The sequence below is a fragment of the Streptomyces sp. NBC_00273 genome (genome assembly GCF_036178145.1).
In the GTDB taxonomy this organism is placed as follows: domain Bacteria; phylum Actinomycetota; class Actinomycetes; order Streptomycetales; family Streptomycetaceae; genus Streptomyces.
Map to the genome: position 1 here is coordinate 2,984,038 of NZ_CP108067.1, position 13,756 is coordinate 2,997,793.

At 73.8% G+C, this 13,756-nt stretch carries 9 protein-coding genes and 1 tRNA gene; 4 read left to right on the forward strand and 6 right to left on the reverse strand.

Annotation, left to right across the window (positions count from 1 at the left end; genetic code table 11):
- Positions 1–68: 68 nt before the first annotated feature.
- Together OG386_RS12490 and OG386_RS12495 are read left to right on the forward strand one after the other, a co-directional pair.
- Positions 69–1,202: a cytochrome P450 gene (locus OG386_RS12490; RefSeq protein ID WP_328788228.1), complete on the forward strand. Its 1,134-nt coding sequence runs from the start codon at positions 69–71 to the stop codon at positions 1,200–1,202.
- A complete protein-coding gene (locus OG386_RS12495; protein ID WP_328788229.1) occupies positions 1,199–2,119 on the forward strand; it encodes an NAD-dependent epimerase/dehydratase family protein in 921 nt (306 codons plus the stop codon). The genes OG386_RS12490 and OG386_RS12495 overlap by 4 nt, the downstream gene beginning before the upstream one ends.
- On the opposite strand, the gene OG386_RS12500 is transcribed toward OG386_RS12495, so the two are convergent.
- Genes OG386_RS12500 through OG386_RS12515 form a run of 4 tightly spaced genes read right to left on the reverse strand, consistent with a single transcriptional unit; the run spans position 2,109 to position 5,866 of the window.
- A complete protein-coding gene (locus OG386_RS12500) occupies positions 2,109–2,708 on the reverse strand; it encodes a GTP-binding protein (protein WP_328788230.1) in 600 nt (199 codons plus the stop codon). The genes OG386_RS12495 and OG386_RS12500 overlap by 11 nt on opposite strands.
- The gene (locus tag OG386_RS12505) at positions 2,695–3,069 is read right to left on the reverse strand and encodes a DUF742 domain-containing protein (RefSeq protein WP_328788231.1); all 375 of its coding nucleotides are present in this window, start codon (positions 3,067–3,069) and stop codon (positions 2,695–2,697) included. Before OG386_RS12505 ends, OG386_RS12500 begins: the two co-directional genes overlap by 14 nt.
- Positions 3,069–3,485, reverse strand: coding sequence for a roadblock/LC7 domain-containing protein (locus tag OG386_RS12510; protein WP_266606099.1), 417 nt, complete (start codon positions 3,483–3,485; stop codon positions 3,069–3,071). Before OG386_RS12510 ends, OG386_RS12505 begins: the two co-directional genes overlap by 1 nt.
- Positions 3,482–5,866 (reverse strand): sensor histidine kinase, encoded by a 2,385-nt coding sequence (locus tag OG386_RS12515; RefSeq protein ID WP_328788232.1) that lies wholly within the window; start codon positions 5,864–5,866, stop codon positions 3,482–3,484. The genes OG386_RS12510 and OG386_RS12515 overlap by 4 nt, the downstream gene beginning before the upstream one ends.
- A gap of 228 nt (positions 5,867–6,094) precedes the next feature.
- On the opposite strand from OG386_RS12515, the gene OG386_RS12520 reads away from it, so the two are divergent.
- Both OG386_RS12520 and OG386_RS12525 read left to right on the forward strand, forming a co-directional pair.
- Positions 6,095–7,468, forward strand: a complete 1,374-nt coding sequence (locus tag OG386_RS12520; protein WP_328788233.1) for a hypothetical protein — start codon at positions 6,095–6,097, stop codon at positions 7,466–7,468.
- A 60-nt stretch (positions 7,469–7,528) separates the two neighbouring features.
- Positions 7,529–7,601: transfer RNA gene (locus tag OG386_RS12525), tRNA-Ser, on the forward strand.
- Positions 7,602–7,701: 100 nt separating this feature from the next.
- Here the strand turns inward: OG386_RS12525 and OG386_RS12530 are convergent.
- Positions 7,702–9,051, reverse strand: a complete 1,350-nt coding sequence (locus tag OG386_RS12530) for a serine/threonine-protein kinase (protein WP_328788234.1) — start codon at positions 9,049–9,051, stop codon at positions 7,702–7,704.
- Positions 9,052–9,056: 5 nt separating this feature from the next.
- On the reverse strand, positions 9,057–13,550 hold the full coding sequence (locus tag OG386_RS12535) for an Hsp70 family protein (protein ID WP_328788235.1): 4,494 nt from the start codon (positions 13,548–13,550) through the stop codon (positions 9,057–9,059).
- Positions 13,551–13,756 lie beyond the last annotated feature (206 nt).

The window sequence follows — 13,756 nt, forward strand, 5'->3', positions numbered from 1 at the left end:
CCGCGCGCCCGACACCTTCCCCGGCCGTTCCCGACCGGTCCGCCGCTTCCACGGAGGTACACCCCCCGATGAGCACCACGTCCCACGCCCGTGCCCGCCGCCGGGACCGCCGGGTCTATCTGCACAGCCGTCCCGTGCTGTTCGGGCTGCTCGCCGCCACCCGCGGGCGTCCGGTGCGCCGGCTCGGCCGGACCCTGCTGGTGCACGGTCCGGAGGCCTACCGGGAGGCGCTGACCCGGCTGCCGCTCGACCGCACGGCGGCCGGTACGACGGGCGCCGCCGCGCGGACGGCGCTGCGCGACGGCGGGGGCGGGGCCGGGGGCGTGCACGGGGGTGTGCTGTTCGACCAGGAGGGCGGCGGGCACCGGGCGGACCGGCGGGGCCTCGCGGGCTCGCTGGGCAGTGCCGGGGTCGAGGATCTCCGTTCGATCTGGCGACCGTTGCTCGTACGCCGTCTCGCGCCGCTGGACCGGGGCGGCGAGGTGGACCTCGTCGACCTCGCGCGCGAGCTCTCCGGGTCGGTGGTGTGCGCCCTGCTGGGGTCCGGCGCCGACCCGCGGGCGGTCGCCGGGGCCGCGGCCGAAGCAGCGGCCGCCTCCGTACGCAGCCATCTGCCGGGGCCGCGCCGCCCGCGCGCCGAGGCCGCCGCGGCCCGCGCCGCCGACCGGCTCCGCCTGCTCCTGGGTCCCGCCGGCGAGGCCCTGCCGGCGATGGTGGCGGTGGCCGCCGTCAACACCACCGTCGCCGCGCTGCCCAGGGCGGTGGCCTGGTGCGCCGACGCGGGGCTGTGGCAGCAGGCCGCCGACGAGGCCCTGCGGCCGGTGCTCGCCGACGAGCTGCTGCGGGTCACCGCGGCCTCGCCGCTGCTGCCCCGGGTGGCCGCGGCGGACGGCGCCGTCGGCGGCTGCCCGGTGCGCGGCGGCGACCGGCTGCTGCTGGTCGCCCGGCACGCGGCCGGGGCGCACCACCGCGACCCGGACCCGCTGCGGCCCGCCGGCCCGGCCGTGGACCGGCTGGTGTTCGGCGTCGGACCGCACGCGTGTCCCGGGGCTCGGCTGGCCCGGGCCCAACTGGCGGACGTCCTCGGTGCGCTGGCCCCGTACCGGCCGGTGGTGACGCGGGCCCGGGTGGACCGGGGGGCGGCGCTGCCCGGCTGGCGCGTACTCACCGTACGGGCCGGGGTCTGCGGGGCCGGGGCGTGATCGCGGTCACGGGCGCGAGCGGCTTCTGCGGCGGGCACGTCGCGCGGGCCGCAGCGGCGGCCGGGGCCGAGGTGGTGTGCCTGGGCCGTAGGCCGGGCCCGGTGGGCACGCACCGCTTCTGGGACGCCGCCGCGGAACTGCCTGACCTGGCGGGCGTGGACCTGGTGGTGCACTGCGCGGCGGCCGTCGGCGATCCGGCCCCCGGCTCGCGGGCCGCGGCGCTGATGCGCGCGGTCAACGTGGACGGCACCGAGCGGCTGCTCGAAGCGGCGGGCGGGCGGCCCGTGGTGTGGGTGAGCAGTGCGAGCGTCTACGATCCGCGGCCGGGCCGCGGCCTGGTCGACGAGGAACATCCGCGCGCCGGGCAGTTGAACGCCTACGGCCGGACGAAGGCGGCGGGCGAGGCCCTGGCGCTGGCCGCCGGGGCGGTGGTGCTGCGCCCCCGGGCCGTCTACGGGCCGGGCGACACCACGCTGCTGCCCCGGCTGCTCTCCCGGGTCCGGGCGGGCACCCTGCTGCTGCCCGGCCCGGACGTGACGCTCAGCCTCACCGCGGTGGAGAACCTGACGCGGGCCTGCCTGGCGGCGGCGGCTTGGGCGCCGGGCGCGTACAACATCGCCGACGGGGAGCCGTACGGCCGTGACGCGGCGGTCCGCGCGGTCCTGCGCGCCCACGGCGTCCGGGCCCGGATCCGGCACCTCCCGCTGCCGGTGGCCGCCGCGGCGGCCCGGGTCGCGGAGGCCGTGGCGGCGGTGGCCGGGGCGGAGCCGGCCCTCAGCCGCTACGCGGTGGACCAGCTCGCCCACCCGGTGGTCCTGGACCTCACCCGGGCCCGGGCCCAGGGCTGGGCCCCGCACCGGAACCTGGCGGACCACCTGGCCTCGGTGACCGGGGCCCGGTCGGGGCTCAGCCGCTGACGCCCGCCGGGGCCTGCGCCTTGGCGATGAGCAGGTCGAGCAGGGCGAGCAGGGAGCCGCGGACGTCCGTACGGGAGCGTGCGTCGAGCATGAGGACGGGCGTGTTCGGATCCCGCAAGTGCAGCGCCGCTGCGATCTCCTCGGCGGTGTAGGGCTGTTCGCCGTGGAAGCAGTTCGCGCCGACCACGAAGGGCAGTCCGCGGCTCTCGAAGAAGTCCACGGCCGGGAAGCTGCGGTCGAGGCGGCGGGTGTCGACCAGCACGATCGCTCCGAGCGCCCCGTTCAGCAGGTCGTCCCACATGAACCAGAAGCGTTCCTGGCCGGGGGTACCGAACAGGTAGAGGACCACACCGGCGTCGGTGAGGGTGAGCCGGCCGAAGTCCATCGCCACGGTGGTCACCGTCTTGGACTCGATGCCGTCGAGATCGTCGATGCCGATACCGGCGGACGTCAGCTGTTCCTCCGTGCGCAGCGGCTCGATCTCGGAGATCGTCTCCACCAGGGTCGTCTTCCCGACCCCGAACCCACCGGCGACGAGGATCTTGACCGGGGCCGGTTCCTGCGGGGCGGTCGTGTCATATCCGGGCAAGGCTGTCCCTGATTCTCATGAGCAGGTGGACGTCGGTGGTCTCGGCGACCGCCAGGGGCGGTCGGTGGTGGATCAGCCCGCGGTCGGCGAGTTCGCCGAGGAGCAGCGTCATCGGGGTGAGGCGGATGTGCATCCGGGCCGCTATCTCGGCGACCGCCCGCCCGCCCGGCGGCGCGCACATGGCGAGGATCTCCTGCCACTCGGTGGGCAGGGTCCCGTCCACTTCGCCGTCGGTCGCCGCCGTGATGGTGGTGTCCATGGTGAGGACGCTGTGCGCGGCGGCCGTACGCCCGTCGGTCAGGGCGTACAGCCGCGTCCGGCGGCGGCCCGGGGGCTGCGGCTGTGGCTCGTCCTGCGGCATTACGCGGACGGCTGGCCGCGCTCGGGGGTGCCCAGCCACTCGCCGAGCGCCTGGGCGGTCCGTACGGCCTCGCCGCCCAGCTCGCCGAGCCGCGCCTTGCGGGAGGTCACCACGATGAGCGTGCTGCCCTCGCCGCATCCGACGATGCAGAGGTACCGGTCGTCCATCTCGACCAGTTGGCGGATGACGCGACCGCCGTCGATCTCCCGGGATATCGCCTTCATGGTGGACGCGATGCCGGAGGCCGCGGCCGCCATGCGCTCGGCCTGGGGCTCGTCGAGCAGGTAGGCGCTGAGCTTGATGCCGTCGTTGGAGAGCAGCACGGCTCCCTGGACGCCGGCGATTCTGCTCAGGTTGTTGTCGAGGACGCTGTAGATCGCGTCGTTGGATGCCGTGGTGTTCGGTGAGGTGGTCATGGCTGATCCCGTCGGAGCTCTTCTTCCACTGTCTGGGTCCCCTGTTCGTAGTCCGCCCAGGCATCGGCCACCTCTTCGGGTGTCGCGGTGTCGGGCCGGACGACGCTTTCCTGCGCGCGGGGCTCGCGCAGCTGTTCGGCGATGTGGGTCTGCGGGACGCGCTCGGGGAGGGCCGGGCGGACCGCGGGTGCGGGTACGAGTGCGGGCACGAGCACGGCTGCGGGTGCTGCGGGCACGGCCGCGGGTGCCTTCGTACGGCGGCTCGGCAGCCCGGCGCTGGTGCGCACGACTGGCTCGGGCTCCGGGGCGGGCTCGGGGTCCGGAGCGGGCTCGGGCTCGGGTGCCGCGGGCAGGCTCGGCACGGAGGCGGCCAGGGCCAAGGTCGGGGCCGGGGCCGGTGCCGGGAGCAGCTCCAGGACCCGGGCCTGCGGCTCGATCTCGCGGGGGGCCTGCGCGTCGGTCGCCACCAGCAGCTGCCTGGGCAGGATCACCACCGCCGAGGTGCCCCCGTACACCGAGCGGCGCAGGGTGACGGTCGCGCGGAGCTGGTCGGCGAGGTGCCCGACCACGAAGAGGCCGAGCCGGTGCGCGTTCTGCGCCAGCACGGAGTACGGCGGGGCCTCGTGCAGGCGCCCGTTCATCTCCTCGTAGCGCTCGGGGCTCACGCGCGGCCCGCGGTCCTCGATCTCGACCGACAGCCCGTCCGTCACCAGTTCGGCGCGGATGACCACTTTGGACTTCGGCGGGGAGAACCGGGTGGCGTTGTCCAGCAGCTCCGCGAGCAGGTGGCTGATCTGGCTGATCGCGCTCGGTTCGACGCTGGTCTCGTCCAGGGCCTGCCGCTCGATGCGCCGGAAGTCCTCGACCTCCGCGGCCGCTTCGCGCAGCAGGTCGGCGACGCGCATGGGCTCGGTGTGCGGGTCGGGGACCTCGCCGCCCGCCAGGATGAGCAGGTTCTCGATCTGCCGGCGCATGCCGACCGTCAGTTGGTCGGCCCGCATCAGCTCGGCGAGCAGTGCCTCGTCGTGGCCGAAGGTGTCCTGGAGGTCCTCGGTGAGGCTCAGCTGGCGGCTGACCAGGTTTCCGGTGCGCGAGGCGATGCCCGAGGCGAAGAGGCCGAACCCGTGGCGCTCGGCGGCGAGCTCGCGGTGTCCGTCGACGGACACCGCCACGGCCCGGGCGAAGGCGTCGCTGATGCGCCCGACCTCGTCCCGGTCCCCGCTCACCCTCGGCAGGGCGTCGGGGTCCACGGACTGACCGCGCTGGAGCCGGGCGACGACCTCGGGAAGGGTCTCCTCGGCGACGGTCACCGTGCGTTCGTGCAGGTCGTTCAGGCGGCGGAGCACCGACCGGGTGGTGAAGACGACCACGATCACGACGGCCAGCAGTCCGCCGGCGCTGCCCCCGATCAGCCAGGCGACCTCGGCCTGCAGGTCGTCGGCCTTGGCCTCGCCGCGGGCGAGCACCGAACGCGCCAGGTCGATGTTGAGCGTGGTCATCTGCACCGAGAAGGTCGCGTGCGCGGCGGACCAGCCGCGGGTCTCGGCGGGGAGCCTGATGCCCGTGGCGATGTCCTTGTGCCCGGAGAGGACCGCGCTCTCGATGCGCGTCTTGGTCTGCCACTCCGTGGAGCCGACGACCCGCTCGTAGGACCGCTGGTCCCGGACCGTCAGGTGCGGCACGATCAGCGCCTCGTGGAGGTACCGCTGGGCGCCCAGGGCACTGACGAACTGGTCGTAGCCGACGTAGCTCAGGTCCCCGGACGGCCCGGCCAGGGCCAGGACGGTGTCCTCGCGCGCCACCATCTCGGTGGCCTGGAGCATGGACACCACGGGACGGCTCGCCTGGGCGAGTTCGGCGTCCTCCGCGTGGCTGAACTCCTGCTGGTAGACCTGGATGACCTTGCCGATCACATCGGAGTAGTAGGCCAGGGTGCTGTCGGCGGAGCCGCTGCGGGTGTCCGCGCGTTGCCGGTGGCCGTCCAGCTTCTCCAGCAGCCGGGTCACGTCCACGAAGGACCGCGAGGGATCGACCGCGAATCGACGGAACTCGGCCGCGGCCAGGTCCGTGGCATCGCGGCGGGCGCGCAGTTCGCCCTCGGATCCGTCGGCGCCCGCCCACCGGGCGGCGGTCGCCGTCCGCTCGGCCTGCATGTCGATCATGAGCGTGTAGAGCGGGGCGCCGACCTGTTCGGCGGCGGCCACGTCGGACCGCAGCTTTTCCGCCTGGGCCAGCAACCGCTCCGCGGTCACCGTCACTTGGGTGCCCATCGCGACGGTGGGGACCACCGCCAGCCAGATCAGCAGGGTGCGCAGACGCACGGTACGCCGCCGACGGGTCGTCGACTGCCGTCGTATGCCTTCGGGTTCTATGGGAGACATCGGTCCTCGCGAGCGGGGGACGGCGGGAGGCCGATCATAACCAGACATGGCGGAGATTCGGATAGGTGTCTTCGGACCCCGAAACCTGCTAGTTCCGGGAAATCATCGCAGGCCAGAGATCGGATCGGAATCGAACTGCGACGTACTCGACACCAAGGCCGCCGCCTCGGGTTGCGGCCGCTGGTTAACCGGTGGAGGTCACGGGTGTCCGGTGGCAGGGTGAGGCCCATGCCGTCGCACCGTGCCGAGCAGTTGGTTCGCGAGTTGCACGCCTCGCTGGGGCTCCGCAGACGCCCCGAGGACATCGCCCAGCTGATCCAGGATTTGTTCGCCGCCCGTCAGGTCGCTCCCGATCCCGCCACCGCCGAGGCCCTGGAGAAGGCCTCCCAGTACTCCCTGCGCAGGATCTGGCACGGATACACCTCCATGCTCGAGGAGTTCGCCGCGCCGGTCGGCGCGCAGCGCCAGCTCGCCCGCGCCACGGCACTGTTCGCGTCCGTTCCCGAACTCCCCGAAGGGGCCGGGGACGATCCCGTCGAGATCGAGGCGGTCATCCGCCGGGCCGGCGAGGAGATCCACCGCCGGTACGGGGAGAACGACTTCGGCCTGGACCGGCTGAACCGGATGGAGCGGGACGAAGCCGGCATCGGCGAACTGTCCAAGCGTCAGTACAACAAGCGGTTCCGGCTCCTGCGGCGGATGGAGGCCAAACTGGCTCGGCTCCTCCACGAACAACGCCGCCGCGAGGTCACGATGACCGGCAAGGGCGCGTTCGCGCACACGCTGTCGTACGAGGCGTTCGGCGCGGACCCCGACACCGCCGCGTTCATCGCGTACCTCACCGCCCGCGCCCACATGCGCAGCGTCTTCACCAACACCAAGCAGCGCCGACCGTACGACGAGGTCGCCGACGCGCTCCTGGGGCGCCTGCGCGCGGCGCCCGAACGGACCGACTGGTACGCCGTGGCACACGTCCACCCGACCCGCGAGGTGCTCGGGCACCTGTCCGACCAGGAGCTGATCCGGCTGCTGGTGCGGTGGAACCGCTTCCTGCGCGAGGTGGCCGAGCTGCTGGAGGACGCGTGGAACCGCTCCGGCTTCGAGGCGACGAGCATGGTGGTGCGGCGGGGCGACGACTCCTCGACGTGGAACCAGGCGGCGCAGGCCTGGGGCACCGCCCGCGCGCACTGGTTCGCCCTGATGAGCGAGCTGGGCCAGGAGGAGGTCCTGGACCGCGTCTGCCCGGGCAAGGTCCCGCGGCTGATGGCGGCCGACGTGGCCGCCTGGCACCGCAGGAGCGGCGGCGGGCTGCACCCCGACACGTACGTGTGGGCGGATCTGCCCCGGCCCTGGGAGGTCCTGCGGGGCGAGGCGGAATGCACGCGCTCGCTGGTGGAGGCGGCCTGCGCCCGGCACGGCGTGGACCCGGTGGCGGGCGGCTGGACCGCACCCCGCCCGACGGCGGAGGCCGTCCGGTTCCAGCGCACGCCGGAGTTGGTGCACGGCGTGGCCGTCGCCGACCCGCTGATGGCGAGCGCGATGCGGTCGGCGGGGGTGTTCTCGGGCCGCGGCAAGCGCGCGGCGGCCGAGGAATGGCTGTGACTCCCGGGCCACGAAATCCCGTTGACCCGGGAGGCGTGGCGTGCGGATGATCGGGGCGGCGGCGAGGAAGCTCTGTGGAGGAGCGCCCGGCTCGACTTCCGGGTGGACGTAGGTTCGAATCCTGCCCTCGCCGCCCTCACCTGCTTCGCGCCGGTCCAGGCCCGGGCCATGGCCGCCGCCCCCGGCAGCCGCCCGGGACCCTGAGCCCGGGTCCTTCGGGTCGAGGTGGCGGACTACCTGGCATCGGTGGCCGGTCGGCCGGTCAGCGAGCCCCGGGGCTCGCCCCGTACGAGCTTTCCGGCAGCGCTCAGGAGCCGTGCCGGAACGTCCGGCCGCTGCGGGGCGCGCTGCGCGAGGTGGTGGCGCAGGGCCGGGTCCGGGGCGCACCGGTAGCGTTCGAGGTAGTAGGCGATCTGGTCGGACCAGACCCAGAGGCCGTCGGTGCGGAAACCGGCGGGCACCACCCTGCTCCGGGCCGGATCAAGGCGGTCCGGTTCCGGGACGAGGCCGTGCAGGGCCACGGGAGCCTCCCTGAGCAACCTGAGCAGGGCGGCGCACTCCTCGGCGGAGGTCACGTGCTCGCGGTCGGCCGCGATGGCGGGCGCTCCGTCGGGCCCCCGGAAGTCGAAGACCCGCGCGAGGTGCAGCGCGTCGGCCGGGGACGTGCCGCCGTCCGTAAGTCGCGGGGCGTCCGCGTCTGCGAGCGGGTCGGCCAGCGTGGGCGTGTAGCCACGAGGAGCCTCCAGCTGCCGGAGCCGCCCGTCGACGGCCGCGGCGTCCGGCGGCCGTGCCTCGCGGTCCTTGGCCAGCAGATCGAGGATGAGCCCTTCCAGGCCGACGGGCACGTCGGCGCGGAGCTCCGTCGGCGGGGGCGGAGGTTCGTGGAGGTGCCGGGCGAGGACCGAGTGGACCGCTCCGGTTCCGAACGGCGGGGCCCCTGTGACCAGTTCGTACAGGAGGCAACCGAGCGAGTAGAGGTCGGTGCGGGCGTCGACCGCCACGCCCTGGATCTGTTCCGGGGAGGCGTAGGGCGGGCTACCGAGGAAGTGCCCGCTCACCGTCAGTTTGGTCAGGCCCCGGCTGCCCGGCGCGGCTCCGGGCAGCAGCGCGGCGATGCCGAAGTCCACGACCTTGACGGTTCCGGTCCGGGTCAGGATGACGTTCGACGGCTTGAGGTCCCGATGGACGATCTCCTTCGCGTGCGCGGTGTGCAGCGCGGCACAGATCTGGCGGGCCCATGCGAGTACGTCGGTCAGGGGCGGTGGCGCGCCGCGGACCAGGGTGTCCAGCGAGCTGCCCTCGACCAGCTCCATCACCACGTGGTAGCAGGGGTCCTTCCGGAAGTCGTAGACCGTGACGATGTGCGGGTCTCCGGCCAACCGTGCGGTGAAACTGGCCTCGCGCTCGAACCGGGCCCGGAAGTGCGTGTCCTGCGCCGCGGCGGGGTGGATCAGCTTGAGCGCGACCTCCCGGTCGAGCAGTTCGTCGTGGGCGCGCCACACCTCGCCCATGCCGCCCGCCCCCAGCAGCACGCGCAGCCGGTAGCGCCCGTCGAGCAGCCGGCCGTCCGTGGCTCCGGTCACCGGGCTCACCCGCCGTCTCCGCCCGCCGCGCCCGTCAGACCGAATCCGGCGCTCGCGAGCAGGCCGGCCAGCGAGTCGGTCGTGACGGCGAAGGCGGGCTCCGACTCCGCGCGCAGGGCCAGGGTGCCGATCACCTCGCCGAGCTCGTTGAGCAGGGGGCCGCCGGCCGCTTCGGGGGGCAGTCCCAGATCGGTCTTGAACAACTGGAGCCGCTGTTCGGGGAAGACCTCGAACTTCTCGACGATGCCGGGCAGCAGTGCGTCGTCCGGGTCCGGGGCAGCCCAGACGAGGTCGCCGATGTGGACGAGCCGGGGAAAGCCCAGGCGCAGCGGCGCCGCCTGCACCGGCTCGGCCAGGAGCAGCACGGCCGTGGCGATGGAGGAGGAGTCGGCGAGGAAGATCCGGCGCACGGCCCGCTCCCCTTCGACCAGCCGCACCGTCATCCCCTCGGGGTCCTGCGCCGTCCATCGCCGGCTGGTCAGGACGTGGCGGTCCGAGATCAGGAAACCGCTGCCCTCGTGGCCGCTGCCGTCCGCCACCCGCACCAGGGCGGACCTGGCCGATGCCACGAACGCCCCGGGGTCCTCGGGGTCGAGCACGACCGCGCGCAGCCGGGCCGCGTCGGCCAGCAGCGTCCGCCGGTAGCCCTCCACGTCTCCGGCGCCGGCGAGGCAGTGCAGCCGTCGCCGGAGGTCGTCGGGGTCGGTGAGCGGCTCGGCCAGCTCTTCCAGGGCGTGGAGCGCCCTGCCGTGGTCACCGGCGTCGTGCAGCGCGCGGAAGCGCGCCAGTGGGTCGCTGTCCACGGCGGCGAGGGCCGCGAGCACGCCGTTCCAGCGCGTCACCCGGGCCATGCCCTGCCGCATCGCCTCGAGGTGCAATCCGAGCTGGTGGGCGAGGTGCTGTCCCGCGGCTGCCCGTTCCGCCAGGACCTGCTGGGAGAGGTACTCCCGCGCGTTGGCCAGCAGATCCAGCAACGGGGCGCGCAGGGAGAGGAGTTCGCCCTCCTGCTCGGCCGATTGCGGGCCGTACATCTCGGCGAGCATGCCCTGTGTGGCCGGGTCCAGGGCCCGGCGGGACGGCCGGTGGGCGCTCAGGCGCTCGCGGAACTCGCGGCAGAGCGGCTCGCAGTCGCCGAGCTCGGCCGCCTCCTCGACCAGCCGGCGCAGGGCCCGCCTGAGTTCCTCCAGTTCGCGCTGGACGGCGTACCGCTGCAACATCGTCTCGATCTGGCTCGGTGCGAGCAGGGTCGTCTCGGTGAACTCGGCCGAGCTGCTGTTCCCGGTCACCGTGTCGCGTGCCGTGACCGTCAGGACGCAGCTCCTGTCGAAGCCGAAGGTCACTTCGATCTGCGGCACTCCGCGCGCGACCGGCGGGATGCCCGTCAGCCGCAGGACCCCCACCAGCGAACGGGGCTCGATCCGGCCGATGTAGACCTTGATGTCCACCTCCGTCTGAAGGTCCCGGGTCGTGGTGTAGGTCTTCGCCTTCTGGATCGGAATGGGCGTGTTCCGCTCGATGAGGACGGAGAAGCCCATGGCGCCGTCGGCCTCGGCCACCGCGATCCCGAGGTCGAAGGGGGTCACGTCATCCAGTTGGATCTCCTTCAGGTGGCCGGAGAGCACCGCCCCTTCCAGGGCGGCGCCATAGGCCACGGCCGTCCGGGCATCCGACAGGACGGTGCGGTGGGCCTCGAAGACCTCCTCCACGGTCCCGCTGATCAGCGGCGAGAGCATCGGGCCACCGACCAGGACGAGGTGGTCGGGCGGGAGGCCGCGCTCCTCCAACATCCGCTCGCAGACGTCGCGCAGGGTGCGCAGCGAGTCGGCGAGCAGGACGGCGAGTTCGTCGCGGGTCAGCTCCAGGCGCACTTCCGCCTGCCCGAGGTAGGCCTTGAGGGTGTACTCGGCCTCGCGCTGGGAGGAGAGGGCGATCTTGAGGTGCTCGGCGGCCAGTTCGAGCCGTCGGCGCGCCCGGCCGGTCTTCGGGACCTCGAGTCCGCGGGCGCGGAGCCGCCGCGCGAGCTCGTCGGCCACGATGCGGTCGTAGTCGTACCCGCCGTACTCGTTGTCGCCGAGGATGCTCCGGACCTGGTAGCGGTTGCCCCGGACTTCCATGGCGCTCACGTCGAGGGTGCCCGCGCCGAGGTCCACGACGGCGACCTCGCCGCTGAGGCGCCGCTGGGCGGCGGCCGCCAGGCAAGCCGCTGTCGGCTCGTGGATCAGGCGCTTGGCATTCACCCCGGCGATCTCGCACGCGCTGCGGGTGGCGTGCTTGGCGTTGTTGAGGAAGTACGCGGGGATGGTGAGGATCACCTCGTCCCGTTTCAGGGTGAGGTCGTGGTGCTCGGCCGCCCAGTCCAGCCAGTCGTCGCGGACCTGCCCGAGCGCTTCGCGGGCCAGCTCGCCGAGCCGTTCCCGCACCTGCCCGGCGAGGTGTTTCTCCACCAGCGTCCGGGCGTGCGCGATCAGGCGGGCGGCGACCTCTTCCGGCCGGTAGGAGCGGTCGAGGATGGTGTAGGACATGCCGTCGCCCATCCGGCGCTTGGACGCGCTGATGTGGCCGACCACCCAGGGGGCGAGGATCTGGTCGCCGGTCAGTCCGACGATCTCCTCACCCGCCTCGGTCACCGTCAAGGTGGAGGCGAACTGGGAGTTCACTCCGTCCGGACAGATCACCGGCTGTTCACGGTGCGCGTCGTACAGGGCGGCGACGCACGAGTGGGTCCCGAGGTCGAGACCCCAGACGGCGGCGAAGCGGGCGTCCGTCTCGGCGCGGGCCCGCTGCGCCCACTCCGCGGCCCGCTCCTCGAACGCCTTGCGGCCGACGGCGCCGACCGCGTCCAGGGCCCGGCTCACCCGTTCCCGCTGCAGTTCGGGGACGGCCGCGTCGTCCTGTTCGACCAGCGACCTCAGCAGCCCCGGGGCCGCCGAGTCGCGTCCCCTGCGCTCGATGGCCTCCAGGCAACGCTCGACGAGCTCGGCGATGTCGCCCGTCCTGCGCAGGAACGGTGCCAGCCGCGGGTCCTCGATCGCCTCCTCGCCCTTCCAGCGGATCAGACAGCGGGCCGCCGCCGAGGCGTCGTCCGCCCGGCCGTAGAGCACGACGGCCTCCTCGTACCGCCCGTCCTGCTCGTGCAGGCGGGCCGCGCCGAGCAGGTCGCCGCCGGCTTCGCGGGCCGCCGCGCGAGCGGCCCGGCCCTCGGCGGAGTCCTCGCTCTTGAGGACGCGGTCGGCGTCGCCGAACCGCTCGGCCTTCCGGAAGAGGGTGTGCGCGCGGTAGAGATCGCCGGCGTCCTCGGCGTGCCCGGCCGCTTCCGCGGGCTGCCCGGCCGCCTCCTCGAACCGGCTCCATTCCAGGTGCACGGCCGGGCGGTCCTCGGCGGCGGCCTGGCGCAGCAGATCGTCCAGACGGCGCCGCTCGACCGCGACGACGGCCGCGCGTAACCCCTGTAGCTCGGCCGTCCCCTCGGCGACCCGCTCCGTCGGCCGCGCGGCCCGTTCCAGTTGGCCGAGGACGTCCGAGACAATCCCGAGGGCGGCGATTCGGTCGCCCCGTTGCACCTGGTCGTCGATGTCCGGGTGGCAGGCGGCGGCGAGGGAGGCCAGCCGGTCGGGCTCCTCCGCGGGGCAGGCCGCGAGCGCGGCCCGGTGATCGCCGAGTTGTTCGTGGCAGCGGCTCACCAGATCGCGCCGTCCGGCCTGCTCGCAGTGCGCCAGCGCCTCGGCGGGCCGGCCTGCGGCGAGGAGGAGTTCACCGGCCCGCTCGTGGAAGTCCCGGGCCCGCTCGGACCAGCCTTCGTTCCGGGTCAGTTCCAGTGCGGCCAGGACGTCGTCGAGGCGCTGCGAGGCCGCGCAGCAGTCCAGCGCCTCGCGCTTGCGTACGGGGTTGTCCGCGAGCCGCACGGCATCGCCACCGCGGCCGAGGAAGAGCTTCACCGGGTACAGGTCCGGCACGAGGGGGTCGGCGAGGTGGTCGAAGAAGGCGCTCCACAGTGCGGCGTCATGGGCGAGCGCGGCCCTCGCGGTGTACGCCCGTAAGGCCTGCGTCGTCGTGTCGAGGTCGAGGAGACCCGCGTCCTGGCGGCGCCGCAGCAAGGAGACCAGGCTGTCGGCGGTGTCCTGCTCGCCCGCCAGCACCGCCAGCCGGCCGCCGGCCGCACGCTCCAGCACGAGGTCTCCGGCGCGGCCCGCCGCCTCGGCGATCACGGTGAGGACGGTACGGTCGCCGTGCCCGACCACTTCGTGCAGCGTCGCCTTCCGGGCCGGCCCCAGGGCCGCCGCGTACCCCTCGGCGGGCAGTCGACGGCCCGGCCGCTCCAGCAGGTCGGCCGCCAGCACCGGGTCGTGGTCGAGCGCCTCCACGAGCGCCCGGCCGAAGGCCTCGGCGGCCAGGTCCAGGTCCCTTCCGGTCAGCAGTGCGGGCCGGAAGGTTTGCTCCACCACCTTCAGCGCCTTGCGCAGGCTGCGGGGTTTGCCGTCCGAAGACCTATTGAGCCACACCTGTCCTCATCCCCCTGCGATCACAAGGCCGGGCCCTGATCTCACATGCTAACGACCGTGGGGACAAAGGGAGATGGGACTGCGGTACTGCTCGCGGCCTCCTCGGGACGCACGTTCGAATCCGGCCCGGCGCCTCGGCGGATCGACGCCACCCCGGAGGAGGGCACACGGCCCCGTCGGCCGAAATCATCCCTTGTGTACCGCGG

Excerpts from the sequence above, each read along its gene's own strand:
- OG386_RS12490 (WP_328788228.1), top strand. The coding sequence starts at position 69 with ATGAGCACCACGTCCCACGCCCGTGCCCGCCGCCGGGACCGCCGGGTC.
- OG386_RS12505 (WP_328788231.1), bottom strand. The coding sequence starts at position 3,069 with ATGCCGCAGGACGAGCCACAGCCGCAGCCCCCGGGCCGCCGCCGGACG.
- OG386_RS12510 (WP_266606099.1), bottom strand. The coding sequence starts at position 3,485 with ATGACCACCTCACCGAACACCACGGCATCCAACGACGCGATCTACAGC.
- OG386_RS12515 (WP_328788232.1), bottom strand. The coding sequence starts at position 5,866 with ATGTCTCCCATAGAACCCGAAGGCATACGACGGCAGTCGACGACCCGT.
- OG386_RS12520 (WP_328788233.1), top strand. The coding sequence starts at position 6,095 with ATGCCGTCGCACCGTGCCGAGCAGTTGGTTCGCGAGTTGCACGCCTCG.